This is a genomic window from Halomonas sp. 111, assembly GCF_052379685.1.
In the GTDB taxonomy this organism is placed as follows: Bacteria; Pseudomonadota; Gammaproteobacteria; order Pseudomonadales; family Halomonadaceae; genus Vreelandella; species Vreelandella citrativorans.
On record NZ_JBQSYV010000008.1, the window covers coordinates 1 to 22,618 of the forward strand.

22 protein-coding genes, 1 tRNA gene and 2 pseudogenes are annotated in these 22,618 nt (G+C 50.9%); 11 read left to right on the forward strand and 14 right to left on the reverse strand.

The annotated features are described in order from the left end of the window. From ACT3T7_RS07550 to ACT3T7_RS07575, 6 genes are all read right to left on the reverse strand, one after another. The coding region (locus ACT3T7_RS07550; RefSeq protein ID WP_444630565.1) for a GntR family transcriptional regulator at window positions 1-285 on the reverse strand (285 nt) is incomplete at its 3' end. Window positions 286-392: 107 nt separating this feature from the next. After that, window positions 393-1,346: a 2-hydroxyacid dehydrogenase gene (locus ACT3T7_RS07555; protein ID WP_441679964.1), complete on the reverse strand. Its 954-nt coding sequence runs from the start codon at window positions 1,344-1,346 to the stop codon at window positions 393-395. A 34-nt stretch (window positions 1,347-1,380) separates the two neighbouring features. Further along, window positions 1,381-2,541 carry an alpha-hydroxy acid oxidase gene (locus ACT3T7_RS07560; RefSeq protein ID WP_223828067.1) on the reverse strand — a complete coding sequence of 387 codons (1,161 nt, stop codon included), beginning with the start codon at window positions 2,539-2,541 and terminating at the stop codon, window positions 1,381-1,383. A 74-nt stretch (window positions 2,542-2,615) separates the two neighbouring features. After that, window positions 2,616-3,890 carry a TRAP transporter large permease gene (locus ACT3T7_RS07565; protein ID WP_441679966.1) on the reverse strand — a complete coding sequence of 425 codons (1,275 nt, stop codon included), beginning with the start codon at window positions 3,888-3,890 and terminating at the stop codon, window positions 2,616-2,618. Then, window positions 3,887-4,426: a TRAP transporter small permease gene (locus ACT3T7_RS07570; RefSeq protein WP_193063331.1), complete on the reverse strand. Its 540-nt coding sequence runs from the start codon at window positions 4,424-4,426 to the stop codon at window positions 3,887-3,889. Before ACT3T7_RS07570 ends, ACT3T7_RS07565 begins: the two co-directional genes overlap by 4 nt. Before the next feature lie 67 nt (window positions 4,427-4,493). Beyond that, entirely contained in the window at window positions 4,494-5,504 is a 1,011-nt protein-coding gene (locus tag ACT3T7_RS07575) for a TRAP transporter substrate-binding protein (RefSeq protein WP_223828068.1), read from the reverse strand. A 249-nt stretch (window positions 5,505-5,753) separates the two neighbouring features. Here ACT3T7_RS07575 and araD1 point away from each other — a divergent pair, with 249 nt between their 5' ends. Both araD1 and ACT3T7_RS07585 read left to right on the forward strand, forming a co-directional pair. Beyond that, window positions 5,754-6,740: an AraD1 family protein gene (araD1, locus tag ACT3T7_RS07580; protein WP_190374369.1), complete on the forward strand. Its 987-nt coding sequence runs from the start codon at window positions 5,754-5,756 to the stop codon at window positions 6,738-6,740. Window positions 6,741-6,763: 23 nt separating this feature from the next. Then, on the forward strand, window positions 6,764-8,341 hold the full coding sequence (locus tag ACT3T7_RS07585) for an aldehyde dehydrogenase (NADP(+)) (protein WP_190374370.1): 1,578 nt from the start codon (window positions 6,764-6,766) through the stop codon (window positions 8,339-8,341). Window positions 8,342-8,497: 156 nt separating this feature from the next. On the opposite strand, the pseudogene ACT3T7_RS07590 reads toward ACT3T7_RS07585, so the two are convergent. Together ACT3T7_RS07590 and ACT3T7_RS07595 are read right to left on the reverse strand one after the other, a co-directional pair. Continuing rightward, a pseudogene (locus tag ACT3T7_RS07590) lies at window positions 8,498-8,626 on the reverse strand (IS3 family transposase); the annotation flags it as partial. Between the two features lie 118 nt (window positions 8,627-8,744). After that, window positions 8,745-9,546 (reverse strand): IS5 family transposase gene (locus tag ACT3T7_RS07595; protein WP_441680213.1). Its coding sequence is split into 2 segments (ribosomal slippage): window positions 8,745-9,204 and window positions 9,203-9,546, totalling 804 coding nucleotides; the frame shifts between segments, so codons are not numbered across the junction. A gap of 408 nt (window positions 9,547-9,954) precedes the next feature. Between ACT3T7_RS07595 and ACT3T7_RS07600 the strand changes: the two are divergent. From ACT3T7_RS07600 to ACT3T7_RS07610, 3 genes and pseudogenes are all read left to right on the forward strand, one after another. Then, a pseudogene (locus ACT3T7_RS07600) lies at window positions 9,955-11,441 on the forward strand (IS1182 family transposase). Window positions 11,442-11,493: 52 nt separating this feature from the next. After that, complete coding sequence (locus ACT3T7_RS07605) at window positions 11,494-11,973, forward strand: gamma-glutamylcyclotransferase family protein (RefSeq protein WP_444630566.1); 480 nt, start codon at window positions 11,494-11,496, stop codon at window positions 11,971-11,973. Beyond that, the gene (locus tag ACT3T7_RS07610) at window positions 11,973-12,476 is read left to right on the forward strand and encodes an opioid growth factor receptor-related protein (RefSeq protein WP_441680219.1); all 504 of its coding nucleotides are present in this window, start codon (window positions 11,973-11,975) and stop codon (window positions 12,474-12,476) included. Before ACT3T7_RS07605 ends, ACT3T7_RS07610 begins: the two co-directional genes overlap by 1 nt. Window positions 12,477-13,174: 698 nt before the next feature. Here the strand turns inward: ACT3T7_RS07610 and ACT3T7_RS07615 are convergent. From ACT3T7_RS07615 to ACT3T7_RS07635, 5 genes are all read right to left on the reverse strand, one after another. Further along, window positions 13,175-13,501, reverse strand: a complete 327-nt coding sequence (locus tag ACT3T7_RS07615; RefSeq protein WP_444630567.1) for a hypothetical protein — start codon at window positions 13,499-13,501, stop codon at window positions 13,175-13,177. A gap of 379 nt (window positions 13,502-13,880) precedes the next feature. Further along, window positions 13,881-13,957 (reverse strand) — tRNA-Pro (locus ACT3T7_RS07620). A 95-nt stretch (window positions 13,958-14,052) separates the two neighbouring features. Continuing rightward, entirely contained in the window at window positions 14,053-14,862 is an 810-nt protein-coding gene (locus tag ACT3T7_RS07625; RefSeq protein ID WP_444630568.1) for an inositol monophosphatase family protein, read from the reverse strand. 94 nt (window positions 14,863-14,956) lie between these two features. Then, a complete protein-coding gene (locus ACT3T7_RS07630; protein WP_444630569.1) occupies window positions 14,957-15,409 on the reverse strand; it encodes an anti-virulence regulator CigR family protein in 453 nt (150 codons plus the stop codon). 124 nt (window positions 15,410-15,533) lie between these two features. Beyond that, complete coding sequence (locus ACT3T7_RS07635; protein WP_303393860.1) at window positions 15,534-15,935, reverse strand: pilin; 402 nt, start codon at window positions 15,933-15,935, stop codon at window positions 15,534-15,536. Between the two features lie 225 nt (window positions 15,936-16,160). On the opposite strand from ACT3T7_RS07635, the gene pilB reads away from it, so the two are divergent. The 6 genes from pilB to ACT3T7_RS07665 all read left to right on the forward strand — a co-directional run bounded on the left by pilB (window position 16,161) and on the right by ACT3T7_RS07665 (window position 21,868). Next, on the forward strand, window positions 16,161-17,855 hold the full coding sequence (gene pilB, locus ACT3T7_RS07640; RefSeq protein ID WP_444630570.1) for a type IV-A pilus assembly ATPase PilB: 1,695 nt from the start codon (window positions 16,161-16,163) through the stop codon (window positions 17,853-17,855). A 3-nt stretch (window positions 17,856-17,858) separates the two neighbouring features. Next, window positions 17,859-19,091, forward strand: coding sequence for a type II secretion system F family protein (locus ACT3T7_RS07645; RefSeq protein WP_444630571.1), 1,233 nt, complete (start codon window positions 17,859-17,861; stop codon window positions 19,089-19,091). Between the two features lie 17 nt (window positions 19,092-19,108). Further along, the gene (locus ACT3T7_RS07650) at window positions 19,109-19,960 is read left to right on the forward strand and encodes a prepilin peptidase (RefSeq protein WP_444630572.1); all 852 of its coding nucleotides are present in this window, start codon (window positions 19,109-19,111) and stop codon (window positions 19,958-19,960) included. Between the two features lie 131 nt (window positions 19,961-20,091). Next, window positions 20,092-20,682, forward strand: coding sequence for a dephospho-CoA kinase (coaE, locus tag ACT3T7_RS07655; RefSeq protein ID WP_444630573.1), 591 nt, complete (start codon window positions 20,092-20,094; stop codon window positions 20,680-20,682). Between the two features lie 31 nt (window positions 20,683-20,713). Next, window positions 20,714-20,947: a DNA gyrase inhibitor YacG gene (gene yacG, locus ACT3T7_RS07660; RefSeq protein ID WP_172116555.1), complete on the forward strand. Its 234-nt coding sequence runs from the start codon at window positions 20,714-20,716 to the stop codon at window positions 20,945-20,947. A 33-nt stretch (window positions 20,948-20,980) separates the two neighbouring features. Beyond that, window positions 20,981-21,868, forward strand: coding sequence for a DNA replication terminus site-binding protein (locus tag ACT3T7_RS07665; RefSeq protein ID WP_444630574.1), 888 nt, complete (start codon window positions 20,981-20,983; stop codon window positions 21,866-21,868). On the opposite strand, the gene ACT3T7_RS07670 is transcribed toward ACT3T7_RS07665, so the two are convergent. Continuing rightward, window positions 21,865-22,203 (reverse strand): hypothetical protein, encoded by a 339-nt coding sequence (locus ACT3T7_RS07670; protein WP_444621998.1) that lies wholly within the window; start codon window positions 22,201-22,203, stop codon window positions 21,865-21,867. The two genes, ACT3T7_RS07665 and ACT3T7_RS07670, sit on opposite strands and share 4 nt — an antisense overlap. Between the last annotated feature and the right edge of the window lie 415 nt (window positions 22,204-22,618).

Genomic DNA, 22,618 nt, shown 5'->3' on the forward strand with positions numbered 1-22,618 from the left:
GGCACACTCAAGTGTGGAACGCGCATAATGCGCCGCCATCACAGTATCCTTCTTAATTGGCGTGACGTAAGTACCCCGCTGTGCAAGGATATCCACGAAGCCATCATACTGGAGCCGGATCATCGCTTCCCGTATCGGCGTCCGGCTAAGACTGAATTCATCAGCAAGCTCTTTTTCCGAAATCTTTTCTCCCGGCTTCAGGGACAGGTTAATTATCCTGTCACGTATAGTGGCGTATGCGAAGCTGCTCGTAGAGACTGCTTGATTGCTCTTCATTATATTCATACTCAATATTCCAGCAGGGCCATAAATTCACCTATATCAGCTTCGCTTAAGTGACTATAGCAAGCCACTCAAGTACGAAACGAAGGCTATCATCAATATCTCACTAGTTAGTTAACCGGCGTTATTAATGGCAACCCATTGAAATGGCAGCGCAAATTTTCAACCACCAAATCACGCATGGAAAAACGGGTCTCCCAAGTTCCACTTCCGGCGTGTGGCTGCAGAACGACGTTTTGCATGTGTTTTAGCGGTTCAGGCACATGTGGTTCGTTGCGAAAGACATCAAGACCTGCCGCCCCCAAGGCTCGGCTCTCGAGAAGCTCGATAAGACTATCTTCATCAATCACACTGCCTCGTGAGACATTGATCAGACAGCCAGTGTTGCCTAGAGCAAGCATGACCTCACGGTTTATGATCTTGTCAGTGTTAGCACCGCCCGGCAACGTCACGATTAGAATGTCACTCTCCTCAGCAAGTCGAACCAAGTCACTATAAAAGCGATATGGCAACTCAGGTTTTTCAGTGCTTGCATAATATTGCAAAATACACTGAAACGCCTGAAGCCTGCGAGCGATAGCCTTGCCAATGCGCCCCAGGCCGACCAGGCCAACACGCTTGCCATTGACCTGAGCTGAGAGCGCCATAGGGCCTTGCCTTTCCCAGGAGCCGTCACAAACGTATCTGTGCGCAGCAACGATATTACGCCTTACCGCAAGCGTTAGCCCCACTGCTAGATCGGCGACATCTTCAGTCAGTACATCCGGCGTGTTAGTTACGGCAATATCACGCCGGGAGGCCTCTCCGACATCGACACCGTCATACCCCACCCCAAAGCAGCTTATGACTTCCAGCGCAGGCAGCCGCGACATAAGTTCGGCGCTTACTTGCTGTTCTCCTGTATTCACCACGGCACGGAAATTGCCTTCACAAGCTTCAAGACACGCCTCAAGAGAGCCATGCAGCCAGTAGGCGATAGGATTCGCGAATTCGCTTATTGCCTCAAGAATATCGGGGGACTTGGGGCCAAAAACAAGAACATTCGGAATGTTTTGAGTATCCATAACTAGTTCCATTCTGATGGAAAGTGGGCAAACATCAACGAGACGATGACACCATTAGAGATGCAGAATCGAGTTCCGAGAGGTCGTTACAGCCTAGGAGGCCGAGTATTCGATCCATCTCCTCACGGATGATGTTCAAGGCATGCTCAGCGCCCTCCTGGCCACCTGCCCCTAAGCCATAGAGTGTGGTTCTGCCGAGTAACACAGCGTCGGCTCCCAATAGCCGGGCCTTCAGGACATCGCTGCCACGTCGGAAGCCACTGTCGACGAGTATGGCGAGCTGATTCCCGACTTTTGCTCTGATATCGGCAATTAGCTCCATCGGGGAAACGGAGTAATCCAACTGACGCCCGCCATGGTTCGAGAGTACGATCCCGTCGACACCGACTTCTACTGCGGTGGCTGCTTCTTCGACAGACAGAATACCTTTTATGACAAGCCGGCCCTTCCACTCGTCCCGGAGCCAACGGATGTCATCCCAGTTAAGCGAAGGATCGAGCTGTTGGCCTAACACAGCGGCTGCGCCCTTTACCGACGTCTCGCCAGGAGGCAGCAGGTCGCCAAGATTCTTGAATTGAGGTATGCCATCGGGAATTAGTACATCATTGAGCCAGCGCGGCTTGGTTAACACGTGCAACTTGTTTCTCATAGTTAGCACTAAAGGTCGTGAATAGTTTCTTCTGTCCCACTCACGGTTACCAAATATAGCACTGTCGGTAGTAACAACGATCGTATCGTAATTGGCCTCCTTGCAGCGCTCGACTAACTTCTTAACGTAATCACGGTTGCGATAGAAATAAATCTGCATCCAATGCCATAGGCCATCTATCTTAGAGATGTCTTCCAAGGAGGTGGTCGAGGCATTGCTGAGGGTAAAAGGAATACCGTAGTGTGTCGCTGCCCTAGCTAACTTCGTATCACCATCCTTAGTCACCATGCCATTGAAGCCGGTAGGCCCGATCAGCACTGGCATAGAAATTTTTTTACCAAAAATTGACGTCTCCAGGCTGCGCTGCTTGCTAACCTTCGTTAGCGTTCTGGGAGTAAAGTAATACTTGTCGAAGATCGCACGATTACGCTCAAGAGTCACTTCATCGTCTGAGCCGCCATGAATATACTCATAGACAAAATTAGGTAGACGACGCTTGGCAATCGCACGTAGCTCCTCGACATTGACAGCCTTGCGGTAATTCAATCCTGAGTAAGCACACCTATCCATTTTATACCTGCTATATATTGGTTAATTCTGATCAGTTGATTAGTGCTTACCTACTTAGACAACCATTCCATGGGAACAGTAACTATCTGCGGGAAAAGTATGAAACTGATCAATACCGCAAAATACATTGCCAACATCGGCCATATACCTTTCGTTATATCTAACAAACTTATTTTACTTATACTGCAGCCCACATAGAGCACAGTTCCTACTGGCGGAGTAATTAATCCGATAGACAGGTTGATAACCATGAGGACACCGAAATAGACCGGATCGATGCCCAAACTTTCAACTACAGGAATCAGCACCGGCGCAAAAATTAGAACTGCGGGAGTCATATCCATTACGCAACCGACAAGTAGCAGGAAGGCCATGATAATCAGCAACATGACGGTCGGGTTTTCGGTCATACCTCCAAGTACTGTTGCCAGTTCCGCAGGTACACGGGCCACCGTAATTGCATACGCAGTAACAATTGCAGCAGAGGCGATCAACATCACAATTGCAGTTGTTTTCGCCGTCCCGACCAGTACATCATAGAGTTGACTGACCTTGATCTCTCGGTAGACGAAGCTTATAAGCAGCGCATATACGGCGGCGATCACGCCAGCCTCGGTCGGCGTGAATACGCCGCCGCGCAACCCTATGATAATAATGCCCGGTAGCAATAGCGCCCAGAAAGCACGCAAGAAATAGTGCAGGCGCTCGCGTCCGGTTGCCTTCTCAACACGGCCGGCTGTTGTCTTTCTTGATAACAGATACCAAACCAGCATCATGCCCAGGGCCATAATGAGCCCAGGGACGATGCCCGCCATGAATAGTTGAGTAATAGATACACCACCCACTACGCCGTACAGAATCATGGGGATACTGGGGGGAATGACTGTACCAATGATGCCTACCGACGCCACTAAGCCCGTAGTACTATTTTTATTGTAACCTTGAGCAACCATCATAGGGATCAGAATAGCGCCCAGTGCAGCGGTATCGGCAACGGCCGAGCCGGACAGACCAGCAAACACAACACCGGCAATGATTGCTACATAACCTAGGCCACCGCGGAAATGCCCCACTAAGGAGGAGGCAAAATCGACAATTCGCTTCGAGACACCTCCCGCGTTCATGATTTCCCCGGTAAGGATAAAGAACGGTATCGCCATAAGGGAAAAGCTGTTGGCACCGGTAATAAGATACTCTGCCAATGTGCTCGTGTTGAAAATACCTACGAGAAACAACATGACCGATGCAGCAATCATCATAGCGAAGGCAACAGGCATCCCGATCAGCAGCAACGAGAACAGTACCAGCAAAAACTGCCAGATCATGACTCTTCCTCCATAGCTTTTTCCGTCTCTTTATGGTCGCTGGGCAAATTTGCCCATGGCGGCGCACTCTTGTTGAATAAAACAAAACGTACCGTATGGATCACAAAGATGATCGACATGAGTACGACAGAAACTGCGCCAGCGTAGTAATAGGTATTCACTGGAATATCAGATGTCGGGCTACCTATCCCTGCGTTCAATTCGATGAGCCCGAGCAAGCCATCAAGCGCCAGAGCTAGCACACCCACAATTAATACTGTCGAGACTGTATATAAAATCTTTTGCACAGACAGGTTAAGCTTGCTGACGAGGATGTCTACGCCAAGGTGGCTCTGTTCCTTAACGGCGATCACCGAGCCCAAAAAGATGATCCACACAAATAAATATCGAGCAACCTCGCCCGACCAGGCCAGCCCGCTATTGAACATGTAGCGCAGAACTACATTCAGAAAAACGAAAATTACCATCAGGGCTAGCGATACGAAAATCGTTCCCTTGAGTAGATGCTCTAAAGCATTCAATAACTTAAAATTCATAACGACTTCTCGGGAATGGGGGGACTACTATTACGGAGCCATGCTTCTGGCATGGCTCCGCACACCGTTACTGCTCCGAGTAGTTTCTTACCTTGTTTACTAGGTCTTTAGCCCAGTCATACTCTTCATAAAAATCTTCGTAGAGAGGATCCATGGCATCGACCATGTTCTGGCGGAAATCATCGCTCGGCATATGAATAGTCAGGCCTTCCTCTTTAAGCTTGGCCTTGATGTCTTCTTCAGACTCCTGCATGAGCTGCCATTCCATTTCCATCGCTTCTTCGGCAGCTAGCTTGATGACATCCTGGTCCTCTTCGCTCAAGTTATCGAAGAACTTCTTATTCATGAGGTAAATATTGGGGCTGAACATGTGCCGGCTTTCTAGAACGTTGCTTTGAACTTCATACCAACCGGAATTGTAAAGCGTGGCATAAGGATTGTCCTGACCATCAACGACCCCCTGCTCCAGCGCCGTAAAGATTTCCGAGAAACCCAGCGTTTGCACGTTGGCGCCCAGTGCCTGGCCAACATCTACATACATTGCAAGGTTAGGCATCCTCATACGAAGCCCTTCGAAGTCCTCCATGCTAGTGATCGGACGATTGCTCGAGACCACTCGGAAGCCGTTCGCTGTCCAACCTAGCGGTTCCGTACCTAGCTTGCGGAACAGCGGCTCGATTTCGTCACCGACTACACCATTTAGCAAAGTGTTGGCCTGATCGTATGTTTCGAAAAGAAACGGCCATTCGGTAAAGCCAATCTTGGGTTCTGCCGTTTGGAGACCCATGCCAGCAACGACCATCTCAATAGAGCCGTTTCGCACGCCATTAGTGTACTGGCGCTCATCTCCCAGTTCGCTATTGGGAAATATCTGCACAGACATGTCGGAATTCTCTTCCACTGATGTCTTGAAATGTTCCCGTAATGCGACGTTTTGTGGATGATCTTCGGCAAAGTAATTTGCAACCTTAATTGTGGCTGTGCTTTGAGCCTGAGAATCCAAAGCAATCATCATTGCGGAAGCCGTGACTAGCAGGACGAATCCTTTCTTTGCCTGCACCAAATTACACTCACTCATGCTAAGACCCTTAATTTTATATTGATATTATCCGATGCCTATGCCTGACAAGTTTCAACTGGCACTCAGCGCTGCAACGCTCACCGGATCGATCGGTTGAGCTTATTTCACAATGAGATATACTAGTATACTAGAATCTATTTTCATCTAAACTTTAGTCATAACCGATGAGTCTTCCGTAGGCCTTTTGGCCTTGCTTGGCTGATTCGGCATCAACGCGTCATTGAGAACCTAACCAACGGAGGTCGCATGCGATTGATTCAATGTGTATATCAAGGCCAGGTGCATGCCGCCCAGGTCGAAAGTGACAGCCAAGTTCGGCTGCTCGATGCAGATACCTACAGCCTGGCCCGCCGCGCCATCGCCGCGGGGCGCTCCTTGGCCGACATCGTCGAAGCCGCAGCGACCGAGACCCGGCTCGACTATGCCCAGTTGATCGACGAAAAAAGCCTGTTGCCCCCGCTGACCCATCCGGACCCGGCTCACTGCCTGGTCACCGGCACCGGACTCACCCACCTAGGCAGCGCGGACACGCGCTCGGCCATGCATGCCAAGACGCAAGTCAGCGAATCCGAACTGACCGACTCCATGCGCATGTTCAAGTTGGGAGTCGAGGGCGGCAAGCCCCAGGCTGGCACCCCCGGTGCCCAGCCGGAATGGTTTTACAAGGGCGACGGCGCCTGCGTGGTGGCCCCCGAGGCCGAGATCCCCGTGCCGCACTTCGCCGAGGACGCTGGCGAGGAGCCAGAGCTGGCCGGGCTCTATGTGATTGGCGATGACGGCCACCCGTGGCGGGTGGGTTACGCTATCGGCAATGAGTTTTCCGACCACGTCACCGAGCGCTTCAACTATCTGTGGCTGGCCCACTCGAAACTGCGGGCCTGCAGCTTCGGCCCCGAACTAATGGTAGGTGAACTGCCTGCGCATCTGGAGGGGGTCAGCCGTATCGTGCGTGACAACGAGACGGTATGGGAGAAACCCTTCCTCACCGGTGAGGTCAACATGGCGCACAGTCTGGCCAACCTCGAGCACCATCACTTCAAATACGTCGGTTTCCGTCGGCCCGGCGACGTGCATGTGCATTTCTTCGGCACCGCCACGCTGAGCTTCGCCGATGACATTCGCACCCGCGAGGGTGACCGTTTCGAGATCAGCCTCGCCGATTTCGGCCGTCCGTTGCGCAATCCACTACGCTTTGAAGCGGACAGCGCGCCTATCGACGTGAAATCGCTTTGACAGCAAACAGCAAGGAGTTCGACATGACCCTGGAAGGCAAGTTACTCATTGGCCAGGACGCCGTCAGCGGCAGTTCCAAGCCCATCAACGCCATCAACCCGGCCACCAACGAGATCCTCGAGCCGACCTACTTGGGTGGTACCAAGGCTGAGGTCGAGCGTGCCTGTGAGCTCGCCGAGACGGCCTTCGCCACCTATCGCGAGACTTCTCTCGAGGAGCGCGCGGTATTCCTCGAGACCATCGCCAGCGAGATAGAGGACATCGGCGATGAACTGATCGAGCGCGCCATGGCCGAGTCCGGCCTGCCCAAGGCCCGCCTGGAAGGTGAGCGCGGCCGTACCTGCGGCCAGCTGCGCCTGTTCGCTTCCGTGGTGCGTGCCGGCGAATGGCTCGACGTGCGCATCGACCCGGCCATGCCGGACCGCCAGCCGATGCCGCGCGCCGACCTTCGCCAGCGCCATATCGGCCTGGGCCCGGTCGTGGTGTTCGGTGCCAGCAACTTCCCGCTGGCCTTCTCGGTGGCCGGCGGCGATACCGCCTCGGCCTTGGCCGCCGGGTGCCCGGTGATCGTCAAGGGCCATTCCGCCCACCCCGGCACCTCCGAACTGGTCGGCCGTGCGGTACAGCGTGCAGTGAAAGCGCGCGGGCTGCCTGAAGGCACCTTCTCGCTGATGTTCGGTTCGGGTAGCGAGATCGGCCAGGCGCTGGTCGCCGACCCGCGTATCCAGGCGGTGGGCTTTACCGGCTCGCGGAGCGGCGGTACCGCGCTGATGAAGACCGCTCAGTCGCGTCCGCAGCCGATCCCGGTATATGCCGAGATGAGCTCGATCAACCCGGTGTTCCTGATGCCCGAGGCGCTCAAGGCACGCGGCAAGCAGATCGCCGAAGGCTTCGTCGGCTCGCTCAACATGGGTGCAGGCCAGTTCTGCACCAATCCTGGGCTGGTGATTGCGGTCAAGGGCGCCGAGCTCGATGCCTTCGTCGAGGCCGCTGCAGAAGGCGTGAAGGGCAGTGCGCCCCAGACCATGCTCACGCCGGGCATCTACGATGCTTACCAGCAGGGTGTTGGCCAGCTGTCCAACAGCAGCAAGGTGCGTGAAGCCGCACGTGGCCAGGTGGGCGAGTCGCCCAACCAGTGCCAGGCGGGGCTGTTTGTCACCACGGCGAACGACTTCCTGAACGAGACCGAGCTGCAAGAAGAAGTGTTCGGTTCTACCTCGCTGGTCATCGAGTGTGCCGACCAGGATGAAGTAAAGCGTGTCGCGGCCCAGCTCGAAGGCCAGTTGACCATTACCCTGCAGATGGACGACGGGGATCTGCAAGCGGCCAAGGCGCTGATGCCGGTACTCGAGCGCAAGGCCGGGCGGATTCTCGCCAACGGCTGGCCAACCGGGGTCGAGGTGTGCCACGCCATGGTTCACGGCGGGCCTTACCCGGCGACCTCCGACAGCCGCACCACCTCGGTAGGCAGTGCTGCGATCTTCCGCTTCCTGCGCCCGGTGTGCTACCAGGCGTTGCCGGAAGGGCTATTGCCCGAGCCGCTCAAGGACGGCAACCCATGGCAGCTGTCGCGCTTGGTGGATGGCAAACGCGAAGCGTAAGCAACCCCATGGAAAGCGGCCTATCTCGCAGCCTGTCAGTAGAGGGCAGCCATGGGCTGCCCCTTGTTTTATCAGAGTGCGCGAAAAACCCCGTACTTTTTGAGTGCGGGGTTTTTCGCGCACTCTGATAACCACCGCTAAGTAAAGCCAGCCTTAGTACGTTCGGATGTAAGTGATGTCCGTCACCCAAGCAACATTTGGCGCTGTTACTTCAAACTGATGGTCTAAATGGTTGAGTGATACAACAGCTGGTTTTCCACCGCCATAGCTGCCAGGGCGTCGTTTACCTTCACCCTGGCGCAAACAGGCAATCAGTTCCTTCTTGAGCGAGCCGCGCGGCAAGAGGTAAAGCGCGTTGTAGATGGCTTCGTGGGAGATGTGGCGGTCAGTGTTAGAGCGCCTTTCAAAACTGTCGCGTGAGTCGCTTCAAGCAGATCAGGGAGCAGCCCAGTAAAGTGAACGCATAGTGGATGTCAGTACGCCGCTCATATCGTGTTGCGAGCCGACGCATCTGTTCCAGCCAGGCGAAGGTTCTTTCAACCACCCAGCGATGTCGTCCCAGTCGCTGAGTATCTTCCACACCACGTCTGGCTATACGAGCCTGAATATGGCGTCTACTGCAGGCACGGCGACAACGAGCAAAGTCGTATGCCTTGTCGGCGTGAAGCTTACGAGGTCGCTGGCGAGGACGACCCAGACGACCTGCGACGGGGGGTACCTCGTCTAGCAGGACAGATAGGGGAACACTGTCATGCATATTGGCCCCGGAGAGAACGACCGCCAGCGGTGTTCCCTTTCGATCCGTCAGTAGGTGCCGTTTAGTTCCGGGTCGCCCACGGTCTGTCGGGTTTGGGCCAATGGCTGCCCCCCTTTTTTGCCTTGATGGAGGCACTATCCATGCAAGCACGATCCCAATCCAGTTGATCAGCTTCTTGCAGGTATTCCAGCAACGTCTGATGAAGCTTTTTCCAGACACCGGCTTCATGCCAGTCACGCAGCCGTCGCCAGCAAGTGACGCCGGAACCGAATCCCATTTCTTGAGGTAACATCTCCCAGGGGATGCCTGACTTAAGCACAAACAGGATGCCGGTTAAGGCGGCACGGTTGGAAACACGTGGCCTGCCACCATCAGACTTGGGTGGTTCAGGTGGCAAGAGCGGCTCGACAATTTTCCAGAGTTCATCAGGTACAACCTTCTTAGCCATATTAGCTAAGCTAGGCACGCAGGCGAGCTATTTCAAGGGTTTTGAAAGGAGCTCTTAGTCGTGGATTCATAAAATAACAGCAGTACATGATTTTCGGTAATGAGAAGCCTCAGGCTCTCTATACCAAGGTAGTTGCTCGACGCACCATCGGATACTAATGGCGGCCCAAGCGAAGTTATTTATCTCGGCGTCATGGGCAGCATGATTTGGCAATTGTCGCTCATCGTCAGCTTTGATGTTCATGGCACGCTAGGATTGGTACACGCGAGGCTGCAATTACCAGCTTTTCCGTTTTGGGTCGTCATGTGCCCTGTTATTAATATGGAATAAGATTCCTAATCCGGCCGAGGCTGTGTGAAAACGTAGCTGTCGCTATACTCTACCCATGACTGATCTTGGGAGGTACCGATGAAACGTTTCGTCGCAGGTGAATCCCGATCCCAGGCTACGTTGTTTCCTGAGCTTCTGGATGATTTCGTTATTGAAGACAATCCGGTTCGGGCTATTGAGGCTTTTGTTGACGCCCTTGATCTCAAACAGCTGGGCTTTAATGGCGTTGATCCTCATGTGACGGGTCGGCCCGCCTACCACCCCGCCATTCTTTTAAAAATCTATCTCTACGGCTACCTCAATCGCATCCAATCTAGCCGCCGTCTGGAACGTGAGGCACAGCGTAATGTTGAACTCATGTGGCTAACGGAACGCCTAGCGCCGGATTTCAAAACGATCGCAGATTTCCGCAAAAACAACGGCAAAGCGATTCAAGCTACTTGCCGCGACTTTGTCATGATATGTCGACGTCTCGGGCTATTTTCACATTCGGTAATGGCGATTGATGGCAGCAAACTTAAGGCAGTCAACAATCGAGACCGTAACTTCACCTTGGCTAAGATGAAGCGGCGGGCAGAAGAAATTGATAAAAGTATTGAGCGTTACTTACGTCAGCTCGATGCAATGGATCAAGGCGCCGCCGCTATCACAGAAATGCGGACGACTGGTTTGAAGGAAAAGACCGCTTCCCTAACAGAAGAAGTTCAGCAACTACAATCCATTGAAATTCAAAGAACTGAGTCCCCTGACCAGCAAGTCTCTTTGACAGACCCTGACGCTCGCTCCATGACTGCGCGAGGAACGGGAATCGTAGGCTACAACGTGCAGACGGCTGTCGATAGCCAGCATCATCTGATTGTCGCCCATGAAGTCACTAATGTCGGCAGTGACCGGCGTCAGCTTTACCAGATGGCCAAGCAAGCACGCGATGCTAGCGGCGTCAGTGATCTACACGTCGTCGCTGATCGCGGTTATTTTACAGGTAATGAAATACTTGCCTGTCATGAGGCCGGTATTACGACGTATCTCCCTAAGCCTAAAACCTCGCCAAACCAGGCCAAAGGTATGTTTCCCAGGGAAGCGTTCCGGTATGTGCCTGAACGTAATGAATATCGCTGTCCCGCGAGAGAGCGGCTAATTTGGCGCTTCAAGAACGTCGAAAAAGGCCAGACGCTACATTGCTATTGGAGTTCGGCCTGTCCGAACTGCTCAATGAAGTCGCAATGCACCACAGGTATTTATCGGCGCATTAAACGCTGGGAACACGAAGAAGTATTGGAGGCGGTAACATCACGTCTGGATCAGACGCCGGATATAATGCGCATCCGTCGTCAAACGGTTGAGCATCCCTTTGGCACGTTGAAAGCGTGGATGGGTGCGACACACTTTTTAACCAAAGGGCTTAAGAACGTCGGAACGGAAATGAGTCTTCATGTGCGCTTGCCTACAACATGAAACGCGTCATGAATATCCTCGGCCCCAAGGGTTTGATCCAGGCATTTGCAATGGCTGCAAGATTTAATGAAATGTCTGTATCCTTAATTCTATTCCAGATATCTCTTTGACTTTCTACCGGCATTCTTTCCCCAAGAGTAATGTTTTGCTTATGGCTCTAATATGTCTAGCCAGCGCTTAGCCGCGCGGATTCCCGCGCGTTTTGTGACCACCGCCCTGCTGCCCGCGTATCGCCTGGCCTTTTATCAGCAAGGCGATGACGGCTCCGGCAAGTGCGATATTGTACCGGCATCCGATCAGACGGCAGTCGTCTGGGAAGTCGCTTTGCACCATAAACTTACACTGGATCGTTATGAAGGGCTCAGCGCTGTCCACGATGAAACCTGGCTGGCGGTAAGTGACCTGGCGGGTGACGGGCAGTTTGAAGTCCAGGGGAATGTTGGCAAAGTCACCTCTATCGGTATGCGCCCCTATACGTGGTACAAGCACCATCTGTTAGCTGGAGCACGAGAACACGGATTACCGGCAGCCTATGTTCGCGCACTAGAACGAATTGAAGCCCGACTTGACCCAGACACCGAACACCACGCACGCGAAATGGTGCTTCATGGACTCGATGCACCGTTAGAGCGGGGCGCATAATGGGAAATGAAGAGCATTTAATCGCGTTTTACCGCGGGGAAGGTCACGATCATAAGGGGCGTCGACTCGAAGACATCTGGGCATTCCCGTCCTTCTGGCTGGAGCATACCCACGACTATATCCAATGGCTGTTTCCTATCCCCGAAATGGGCCGCTTTAACGCCTTTGCCCCTTTATTAACGACCGAAGTGCAAGCGGCTTTTGAGAGGGAGGCGCCCTTACGCCAGCGCCAGCAACAGTCCCTTGATGTAATGCTGGACTTTTTTGGACTGGTACGCGAAGACTTCGCCATCACAGCACAGCCCGACCTATCGATCCAAACGCATATTTGGCTAAAAGCAGGCGGTCATAATCATCTGCGCATTACGCGTATAATCCGTTCGTTATTCTTGTGCCACCAGCCAGAGCTTGCTCGGGCTTTTCAGCAGGCCGTGATACATATTGGCGCTCAGCACGGCGTAGTGTCCGCAACGTCGCTGCAGTTTTGGCGGAATGCGGGGTAAAGCAATCAGGCATATTTGCCATATCAAATGATTTATAGCTGCGGGCACTGATGCGATAGGTTCGACCACTGCTCGAAACAGATAGGCCTTTCTCAAGCGTGAATCAAGATAGAAACCGTATATTTTACTTTGAATCAATAAGTTATAACCATTTTGATAGCTATAACTAAGCCAATTCGTATCTAAAACGCTTAACATCCATCGTCCGCCAGCGTTAGCGATAACGCTTAAAATGACAAAAAAATATTTTATATACTGTAAAATCATATGATTACGCGTAATTTAAAAAATAATCGAAAGCTATTCACACACTGGATCTGCGTGATTTAAGATAGAAAATCATTAAATCCAGCAGTGATACGCTCAATCCACCAAGCTCACTTTTGGCCAGTAAAGGGCCAATCCACTTTTCATCTACGAAGCCACGCCGTAAGCGACATGCTGAACGATAGGCACGCTCTTCCAGGCGCTCTCACCAGCTAGTAGCTCAGAAAAAATTGCGGCAACGAAAAAACAGGGCTGGTCTTGTTAGAAAAGGTACTGAGAAGAAGACAGGGTGGAAAGCCTCAGAAGCTATCAAAAGGTTTTCACCATACTTTCATGAGTAGCTTGCCTGAAGCCTTCATGTCGAAAATAATTTGAATTTTCGACATGAAGTAAAACTAGATAAGTCAAATCATAAAGAAACGATTAATCCCTTATTCACTACTGAGATTAAGCGAAGCTTCCAGGCTTTGTTTCGCCATGAAAGCTTCTGCTGTTGAGCGCTGCGGATCTACTTCAGAAAGCCAAGCTAAAACATCAGAGAGTCGGTACCTGACATTACGTCCACGACGCACGAACCGTGGAGCGGGCTCTCCTAACAGCAATCCAGTCACCCTACTTTTACGTGCAGTCGAAGGGGCCGCAGGAATCAAGCTGGGAAAGACGGCGCTTTCAGGAAATTCAATCAGCTCCGGACTGTAGCCTTGATGGTAAAGGCGAAATGCGTTATCCAAGATGTCTTCACTTTTCTTTTTGGTCATGACGGGAGCTCCTAGTAATTTACCCTTGTCATGTTGCCCAATCGAACTCTCAGCTTGTTGGGTGTAACTTACCCATTTTCGCAATTGAACAGCTGTACTTTTTTGGCTGGCTGCGTTGTCTGCATTTCGGGTGATTACTTCTAGTCCATCAAGGTATGCGGCGCGGTTTTACAAAATCATTTTAACCGATCCCTCTTCGTCTCACGCGATTTGCTTCTGCGGTTGCCGATAGGATTGCGGGGGGCGAAAAAGGCAAACTGTTGTTGCCAGCTGCGCCTTCTTGTTTCCGACGCGTGCTACCTATTTGCTACCTAAAATCTAACAAAACAAAAACGGCCACTTTAGCAATTAGCTAAGTGACCGTTTTATATGTCTTTTTTGGTCGGAGTGACAGGATTCGAACCTGCGACCTTTGCAACCCCATTGCAACGCGCTACCAAGCTGCGCCACACTCCGATGTCTTGTGCATTTCCCTCAAGACGGTGCGTATACTATCGCTTTATGCGCCAAATGAAAAGTTCTTTTTGCGCTTTCTTTTCAAGTATTTGGCATTAGGCATGGTCTGCATCTAGCAATAGGCGATGCATCGCTTCATACACGCCGGGCGCAGTCACCAGCAGTTCTTTAGGATACAGGTCCGCAGGCACGCCTTCTGGAACGGCACCCAAGTGCCCTACTCTTGCCCCAGCTTCCCGGGCAATAACCCAGCCAGCAACAAAGTCCCAAGGCGAAACGCTTTCATAATAAGCACCCAAGCGTCCGCAGGCCACATCACATAAGTCCAACGCTGCTGCTCCATTGCGTCGTACATCTCGACAATGCGCTAGTACTTCATTCAAGCGTGCTAGTAGTTTTTGGCGGGCCTCTTTTTGATAAGGAAAGCCTGTACCTACCAAGGTTTCAGCTAGCCTCGTTACCTTACTGGCCTGGATAGGTTGCTGATTGCAATAAGCGCCCTGTCCTTCTGCCGCACTGAAGGTTTCATCCAGGAAAGGCGCATAGACTACACCCACCTTGGCTATCCCCTCTTCCATCCACCCAATGGACACCGCAACATGCCGTAATCCTTGCGCAAAATTGACGGTGCCATCAATGGGGTCTACCACCCAAAGTTTAGAAACATCGGCATTTAACGCATGCGCGGGCGATAGTTCCTCACTGAGGAGCGCCTCATCAGGGAAGTAAGTGTTTAATCGTTCTCTTATTAACTGATCGACGGCCACGTCAACATCCGTGACTAACTCATCACCCGCTTTAAGCCGCTGTGAAAATGACTGGTCTGCGCGTGCCTGACGAATGAGCTCTCCTGCCTCATGGGCAATAGAAACGGCTACATCCAGGCGCTCTTTCAATGTATGCATTGCTCTACTTTTCCTTCTACGCATTGCGAGGACGTTGAGCATAGTCACACAATATGACTTTTTAAGTCACGATGATGCCATAAAAGCAGGAAAATTAACGCAGTGCACCCACCAGAATGTCGACTACTACACGCGTGGCCGCCTCAATCAGCACTACGTCAGCGCCTACTCGTTCCCATTCATAACCAGGATAGCGCGGTAAGTGGCCGGCCAATGGGCCATCAAAGCGCTTTGCAATACCGGGTGGCAACGGTTTGCCACGCTGAATTTGTCGTTGAATGCCGGGGGGCAGTGATTCAGCAGCGGGTGCATTAAACTGGCGTAGCAAGCGCAGTAGCTCGCGCTCATTGACGCGTGGCAAATCCACATATTGCTTATTGTGGCTTTCACGCATCGAACGTGAGCTTCGTTGCTGATACCGCTGCTCTTGCCCATTATCGCGTGCGCCATGGGCTGGTGCGTGGGCAGGCGGCTGTGCAAACGTGTTGCTGGCACCTATCAAGCCTCCCAGACAGCTTACCAACACGGCTAGACTCGTTCGCTTCATTTGAAAACCTCTCACTAAACATATTGGCTAACACGATTGCTTGTAGTGTAGTGAGGAAATACGCACAGAGTATGGAAATATAAAGATCATACGGGGTCTTTTAACATCCACTCCCTATCTGATACTAAGAGCCTTTGACCACGATTTTTCCTGCTTCAATATTAATAACGCCCCCGCGTGCTGACTGAATTTCGATGGCATCCCTACTTGTGTCACTGCTCGTAAATGCTTCAAGCAAATCTTGTTTACGGCTATCCGTGTGGCTATCACAGGCTTGAAAGCTGAAATCATCAGAAATAGCTGAGTCTGATTGAGCTGTTTTGGACAGCGAATAATTTACCAATGCCATACTCCGATAGGAAGCCAGCTCTCCCTCGCATGCGGTTAAAGACGCTTTATCAAGGTAATTCCCATACTGGGGCACTGCCACTGCCATCAAAACGCCTACGATAGCAATGACGATCATGAGCTCTATCAGCGTGAAGCCACCTTCATCCCCTTTGATCTTGCCGCTATGCTTATCCAAACTGCCCCCTGTTTATCGACATCACGCACATTTTTTATTGAAATTACCAACTAGTCTTACAGCAGTATCACAGATACAATACTAATCATAATTAATCAATTTATTAGTCGAAGAATAGCGTTTTAATTTATGAGCGCAGGCGAATTATTGTTAGCAACCTTTCACAAGAAACAATTAATACTTTAATATCAAAAGCTTAAAAGATCATCTTTTTCGAGATTATTGATGAAATTTGAAGGATTAGCCAAGCGTTTAATTAACAGTGAGCTGCTAAGCATCGACCAAGCCGAAAAAGCAGAAACAGCGTCACTCGCCTTGGGGATATCATTATTACGCTATGTAGCTGAACAAAGACTCGTGGACGCTAGCGCCGCCGCCTCTGCAGCTGCCTGGGAATATGGCTTTCCAGTAATTGATTTAGAGGCTCTGCAGTTAGAAGCACTGCCAAAAGCTACCAGTTTTCCTGCCCATCTTTTAACATCATTAAAAGTCCTGCCTCTGGCTCAACGTGGGCGTCATCTAACGGTCGCCATTTTCTGTCCATCAGTCCTGTCTCAACTTGATGAGCTAACATTCTCTCTGGATGTCGTTAGCATTGAAGGAATTTTGGCCCCGTTCGATCAGCTCGAGACCGTATTAAATAGCTACCTCACCCATCATAAATATGCCTCTTTGGGTTCCATAAAACATCTGCCTGATTATAAATTGGCCTCTGAAGATGAGGATTTTCAGCTTGAGGACATGGCCCAAAGTATAGAAGACGGGCCTGTCGTTGAATTCGTTAATAAAGTACTGTTGGACGCTATCGATCGAGGTGCTTCAGACATTCACTTCGAGCCCTATGAGCAACACTACCGCATTCGATTTAGAATTGATGGCGTGCTTATTGAAGTTGCCCAGCCACCACTGACAATGCGAAATCAGATAGCAGCACGCTTGAAGATCATGGCTCGCCTTGATATCTCGGAGCGTCGCCTTCCTCAGGATGGAGCCATTAAATTCTCGGCAAAACGCCACCAAACGTTAGATCTGCGTATCAATTCATTGCCGACCGTTTACGGTGAGAAGGTCGTACTACGCCTGCTTGACCCTACCTCTCTTCAGCTTGGCATTGACCAATTGGGCTTTTCAGATACCCAGAGGGGACTCTATGAAAAGGCACTCAAACAGCCCCAGGGAATGATTTTAGTCACAGGTCCTACTGGCAGTGGTAAAACGGTCTCACTCTATACGGGCATCGCACTACTCAATCAAGTAGAGCGGAATATCTGCACTGCAGAAGATCCTGTTGAAATCAAGGTAGCGGGTATTAATCAAGTGAACGTGCTGCCTCATATTGGGCTGGATTTTGCCAATGCACTGCGTGCCTTTCTCCGTCAGGATCCTGACGTAGTGATGGTAGGTGAAATACGCGATCTTGAAACTGCGGAGATTGCAATAAAAGCAGCACAAACAGGTCATCTTGTACTTTCAACGGTGCATACCAATTCTGCGGCAGATACCCTTACTCGCTTATGCAACATGGGAGTATCGTCATTTAACATTGCAAGCTCAGTGAGCCTGATTATTGCGCAACGCTTAGCTCGAAAATTATGCAGTCATTGCAAACAGCCTACAAATATCCCCATAGATGCCCTATCCAGAGAAGTCACCAATGAAGATATCCTTCAACAAGCAACCTTTTACCGTGCTGAAGGATGCAAAAAATGCACACATGGATATAAAGGCCGGGTGGGTATCTATGAAGTGGTTCCCGTTTCCGAAACGATTCGGCAGCTCATTATGCACAACGCGTCCGCACTTGAAATTAACGAGCAGATCAAAAAGGAAGGACATGCCAGCCTTCGCCAAAGCGGCTTTTATTACGTTATCCAAGGCATTACCAGCCTGGAGGAAATTAATCGTGTCATTAAGGAGTAACGCTTGACTCGATATGCCGTTAAACGTAAAGCCAAGTCACCCCGCTTATATCGCTGGAAATGGACAGGGACGGTGGGCCAAACACGTTTACTACATGGTGAAATTATCGGCCATAGCAAGGTCGCCGTTACCGCCGAGCTACGTAAACAAAATATTGACGTGCGGCGTGTCGCTAAAAAAAGCGACCTGAGTAGCCAAGGACGTATAAAGCCTCGCGATATCATGATTTTTTCACGCCAGCTGGCAACGATGATTCAAGCGGGCATCCCCCTATTACAGGCTTTTCAGGTAGTGGCTGAAAGCCTGAAAAAACCGTCGATGGTGGCGCTTGTTCATCAGCTAACTAATGACGTAGCATCAGGGACAAGCTTTTCTGACGCCTTACGATACCACCCTCAATATTTTGATCGTTTGTTTATTAATCTGGTTGATGCAGGCGAACAGTCCGGCACACTTGACAAAATGTTAGAGCAAAACGCGGTTTATAAGGAAAAACTAGAGTCCCTAAAGGGGCGTGTCAAAAAGGCGTTGTGGTATCCGACGACTGTTTTGCTGACCGGCATCGCGATTACACTGCTATTACTTATTAAAGTGGTACCTCAGTTTGAAAGCATGTTTCAAAGCTTTGACGCTGAGCTACCGGCGGTGACACAGCTAACCGTCGACTTATCGATGCTGGCCCAACAACTATGGCTACCTTTGCTGGGAACAGCCACGGCAGTGATTCTATTGCTGCGATGGCTAACGCGACGCTCACCAGCGCTTGTCTACCTTCTTCATCGCCTTTTGCTACGTATTCCTGTTATCGGCAACATCATCAATAAAGCGGCTGTTGCACGATTTTCCCGTACCTTGGCCACTACGTATGCGTCCGGCATCCCTTTGGTAGAAGGGCTTGCAACAGCGGCAGGCTCAACGGGCAATAAAGTGTATGAAAAAGCGGCACTCCAGACACAAAAGGAGGTAGCAACAGGTCAGCAACTGCATTTCTCAATGCGAATGACCAACCGCTTCCCTGCTTTAGCGGTGCAGATGGTAAGCATTGGTGAAGAAGCCGGCGCCCTTGATACGATGCTCCACCGTGTAGCAAGTTACTACGAAGAAGACGTCGATAATCAGGTGGATGCGCTGACGTCTTTAATGGAGCCACTCATTATCGTTGTACTGGGCATCTTGGTTGGTGGAATTGTTGTTTCAATGTATTTACCTATTTTTAACCTGGGTACCGTTATCTAGGTATTTTGAGGAGCATTATGAGTTCTCTTACACTGAGCACCGGCCTAGTGGTTTGTTTGCTGGGCCTCTGCTTGGGTAGCTTTGCAAACGTTGTTATTACTCGTCTTCCTGAAATGCTCATGCGTCACTGGCGGCATGAGGCTCGTGCGGCTCTTGAACTGCCCATGGAACAAGCACCTCGCTTTAATATTGCAACACCCCGCTCACAATGCCCGCGTTGCGAGAAACCCATCGCTTGGCACGATAATATTCCCTTAATCGGCTGGGTTAAACGACGCGGCCGCTGTGCAAACTGCCACACCCGCATTAGCTTGCAGTATCCCCTTGTAGAATTAAGCAGCGGTGTACTGGCCCTAACGGTTGCTCTGCTGCAGGGCATAAACCTCTCCAGCCTGTTTATTTATGCAGCCTGCGTAACCCTTCTCGTACTGGCCGTGATCGATTTTCGCACCTACTTGTTACCGGATGTTCTTACCCTTCCCTTGCTGTGGGCTGGCCTTGTCTATCAGCTCTTATTTCAGCCCTACTTATTAACCAATGCCGTCGTTGGTGCGATGGTGGGTTACCTGATCCTTTGGAGTTTTTACTGGCTATTTAAACTAACCACTGGAAAAGAGGGCATGGGGTATGGTGATTTTAAGCTTCTAGCCGCTCTTGGCGCTTGGTTGGGCTGGAGCTTCCTGCCCCTGCTCTTACTGCTCTCAGCCGGAATAGGTGCTGTTATAGGCGTTGTGGCACAGACACGCTTTCCACACTTACGTGGCGCACCGCTTCCTTTTGGGCCTTTTCTCGCGCTAGCAGGCTGGGCATGCCTCCTGGCAGGACATGACCTTATCGCCCTTTATTTGTCCTTTTTCCCTGGGGTTTAATACAAACCAAGAAGGTATATTGCATCTCATGCCCAAAGCGGCGCCTACATGGGCGTAATGCGCTATAGGTACCGACTTTCTACGTAAAAACACGTAAAATAGCGTTTTAAAGAACGCAATAAAGGGTAGCTATGATTATTGGCTTAACCGGGGGCATTGGTTCGGGTAAATCAACCGTAGCGCGCGCGTTTGAATCGCTAGGGGCCAGCTGGGTAGATGCAGATACCGTTGCCCGCGAAATTGTGGCACCAGGTGAGCCTGCCTTAAGCGCTATTATTGATTATTTTGGTTCAGATATTGTCAAGCAAGATGGAACGCTTGATAGAGCCGCTTTGCGTTCAATTATCTTTGAAGATCCACCCAAGCGTGAATGGCTAGAGTCGCTTACTCATCCGGTTATCAGAGAGCGGTTAGTTGCGCATTTAACCTCTCTATCCCACGATTCACCCTATGTACTTCTCGTTTCACCGTTACTTTTTGAGTCAGGACAAAACATGCTGGTCACCCGAACAATTGTGGTTGACGTGCCCACCGATGTTCAGCTTTCCAGAACGCTCGCTCGTGATGGCGTAAGCCCTAATCAGGTACGTGCCATTCTTGCAGCGCAAATGTCTCGTGAAGAGCGCTTGGCTAACGCCGACGATGTGATAGATAACAGCGGAGATTATGACTTTATGATGCGTCAGGTTGAGCGTCTGGACAGTATTTATCGCACTCGTTAATTCAATTTTATCTATATATTTCAGGATTGTTATGACTCACCCTGCTAATGATACTCCCATGGAAGTTAACTGCCCTCACTGCGGCCAAAAAGTGGCTTGGGCACCAGAGAGCACCTACCGCCCTTTTTGCAGCAAGCGCTGTCAATTAATTGATTTTGGCGCATGGGCTGAAGAGTCTCACCGTATCGCAGGCGAGCCAGCCATGGATGAGGCTGACTTGGATACCCTTCTGGCACAGGCCGATAAAGATGCGCCTCTTTCTTAACGAATGGTTTTCACGGTGAGGTAAATATTGGTCATGCAAGAGCCCGATGTAACCGCTTATCACTTATTGCATGAGCTTGATAATCGATTTGATAATCTGGTTTGCGCTATTGAAGCGGCGCTGGTGCTTTACGAAAGGCAGCGCCCGGCGGCGTGGGTCATGCATCAGCCGTCCGTCGAATTAAACTGGCTGCGAAACGCACTGCTGGATATGTGGCACTTGGAAGGCCAGGACGGTCGTGAAACACGTAATTACATAGGAGTGATTGCCGCTGGCACTCCCCTTATTGAGGCAGTTGGCACTATTAACCATGCTAAAACAGCAATTAGCGAGTTAATCCATAGGATAAAAGAGCTCTCTCCAAAAGCATTCGGAGAAATCAAGCAACGCCTGCCACAACGCCACCCTCAAGTAGATAATGTATTGCGCCGTACCGGGCTTGCCAAACTCCACCTGAAACAGTGTTGGCGACAAATACCGATTGCTGAAGCGCCGGTTTCGCGTATACGTCTTGCCTGGTACAGCAGCGGGCGCTCTATCAAACGTCTCAGCGTGCAGGAAGCGGAGAAAAAGCTCATGCAACTGGATACCGAAGCGCCGCATATACGTATTCAACTGCGCAAGCTGGCTGGCCTTCCTGGCGACGAAGCGTTGGCACAAGTACAAGCGCAGGCGCCTTTGATGCGGGCGAACCTTTTTTTTACTGAGCCTTTACTCGACGGGCACTCACGGCGGGCGCTCAATATTGCCATGCCGCTGTTTGTGCCCGCTCCTGACCAACGCCTGCCCCATATCAACTTGCCGCCGCTACACCCCCCTACGGAACGCACACGGGCAAGAAGGCGCGATGAAAAGCTTGAGCACGAAGCGTTTTTACCCAGCTTGCGTATTTATCGCTACCGATCCTGGCCAAAGGCCTAGCCACCAGTGAGCTCAGGCGCTTGATGTTGTGGCCAGAGCTCATAAAACAACAGCGTTGAAATGAGCTCGTGCAGCTCCTGGTCCGATTGGTTGTACTCATCCATTAACGCTTTCAAGCGCTCTCCAAACAAGCGCTCTCGCTCTTGTGAGCGTTTTACTGCGTCATCTTCTTCTAACGCTGCCAATGAGCGTACCGGTGGCCCGGTTGGAATATCGAAGTCACTCTTAGGATCTTCCAACTGGCGCAAAGCTTGCGCAAATGCATCATCCAACTCACGAAACTTACGCAGCTTGTCACGTTCATCCGACTGTTTTGGAGTTTTGTGATATTTCATTGATGTTTCATTCATACCTTACTTGAAATGGTCGAAGTACCGCCACAACAGATATTTCCACAAGAGATACCCAATGCCGCACAGCCAGCCTGAAAGTCTGCCGTGCATCTCGGTGCAGTGGAATTACCACCAAGCGATGACAACAGGTTATCGGCCAATGCCAATAGCCTTACGAGAAAAGGTTCAACATATCATTCACTAAAAACGTATAGGACGTAAACGACAAAGCCTATACGTCGGCTAACTCACATCCCCGGAAGCTATTAAAAGGCACAGCTATCCAATAACGTTAACGTTTTAAAGGCAAGACGAGCAGCCACAGAATCGTACACAAAAAAATCAAACAATAGTCAACACGATACGATGGAGCAAGCTATATGCACAAGCGATCCATGTATGCCAGACAGCAACTCGA

What these genes read in the sequence shown, in the direction of transcription:
- ACT3T7_RS07665 (WP_444630574.1), top strand. Translation starts at nt 20,981, where the DNA reads ATGCAAGAGCCCGATGTAACCGCTTATCACTTATTGCATGAGCTTGAT.
- ACT3T7_RS07570 (WP_193063331.1), bottom strand. Translation starts at nt 4,426, where the DNA reads ATGAATTTTAAGTTATTGAATGCTTTAGAGCATCTACTCAAGGGAACG.
- ACT3T7_RS07650 (WP_444630572.1), top strand. Translation starts at nt 19,109, where the DNA reads ATGAGTTCTCTTACACTGAGCACCGGCCTAGTGGTTTGTTTGCTGGGC.
- ACT3T7_RS07585 (WP_190374370.1), top strand. Translation starts at nt 6,764, where the DNA reads ATGACCCTGGAAGGCAAGTTACTCATTGGCCAGGACGCCGTCAGCGGC.
- ACT3T7_RS07630 (WP_444630569.1), bottom strand. Translation starts at nt 15,409, where the DNA reads ATGAAGCGAACGAGTCTAGCCGTGTTGGTAAGCTGTCTGGGAGGCTTG.
- ACT3T7_RS07615 (WP_444630567.1), bottom strand. Translation starts at nt 13,501, where the DNA reads ATGACCAAAAAGAAAAGTGAAGACATCTTGGATAACGCATTTCGCCTT.
- ACT3T7_RS07610 (WP_441680219.1), top strand. Translation starts at nt 11,973, where the DNA reads ATGGGAAATGAAGAGCATTTAATCGCGTTTTACCGCGGGGAAGGTCAC.
- ACT3T7_RS07670 (WP_444621998.1), bottom strand. Translation starts at nt 22,203, where the DNA reads ATGAAATATCACAAAACTCCAAAACAGTCGGATGAACGTGACAAGCTG.
- araD1 (WP_190374369.1), top strand. Translation starts at nt 5,754, where the DNA reads ATGCGATTGATTCAATGTGTATATCAAGGCCAGGTGCATGCCGCCCAG.
- ACT3T7_RS07555 (WP_441679964.1), bottom strand. Translation starts at nt 1,346, where the DNA reads ATGGATACTCAAAACATTCCGAATGTTCTTGTTTTTGGCCCCAAGTCC.
- yacG (WP_172116555.1), top strand. Translation starts at nt 20,714, where the DNA reads ATGACTCACCCTGCTAATGATACTCCCATGGAAGTTAACTGCCCTCAC.
- ACT3T7_RS07565 (WP_441679966.1), bottom strand. Translation starts at nt 3,890, where the DNA reads ATGATCTGGCAGTTTTTGCTGGTACTGTTCTCGTTGCTGCTGATCGGG.
- ACT3T7_RS07605 (WP_444630566.1), top strand. Translation starts at nt 11,494, where the DNA reads ATGTCTAGCCAGCGCTTAGCCGCGCGGATTCCCGCGCGTTTTGTGACC.
- ACT3T7_RS07625 (WP_444630568.1), bottom strand. Translation starts at nt 14,862, where the DNA reads ATGCATACATTGAAAGAGCGCCTGGATGTAGCCGTTTCTATTGCCCAT.
- coaE (WP_444630573.1), top strand. Translation starts at nt 20,092, where the DNA reads ATGATTATTGGCTTAACCGGGGGCATTGGTTCGGGTAAATCAACCGTA.
- ACT3T7_RS07575 (WP_223828068.1), bottom strand. Translation starts at nt 5,504, where the DNA reads ATGAGTGAGTGTAATTTGGTGCAGGCAAAGAAAGGATTCGTCCTGCTA.
- pilB (WP_444630570.1), top strand. Translation starts at nt 16,161, where the DNA reads ATGAAATTTGAAGGATTAGCCAAGCGTTTAATTAACAGTGAGCTGCTA.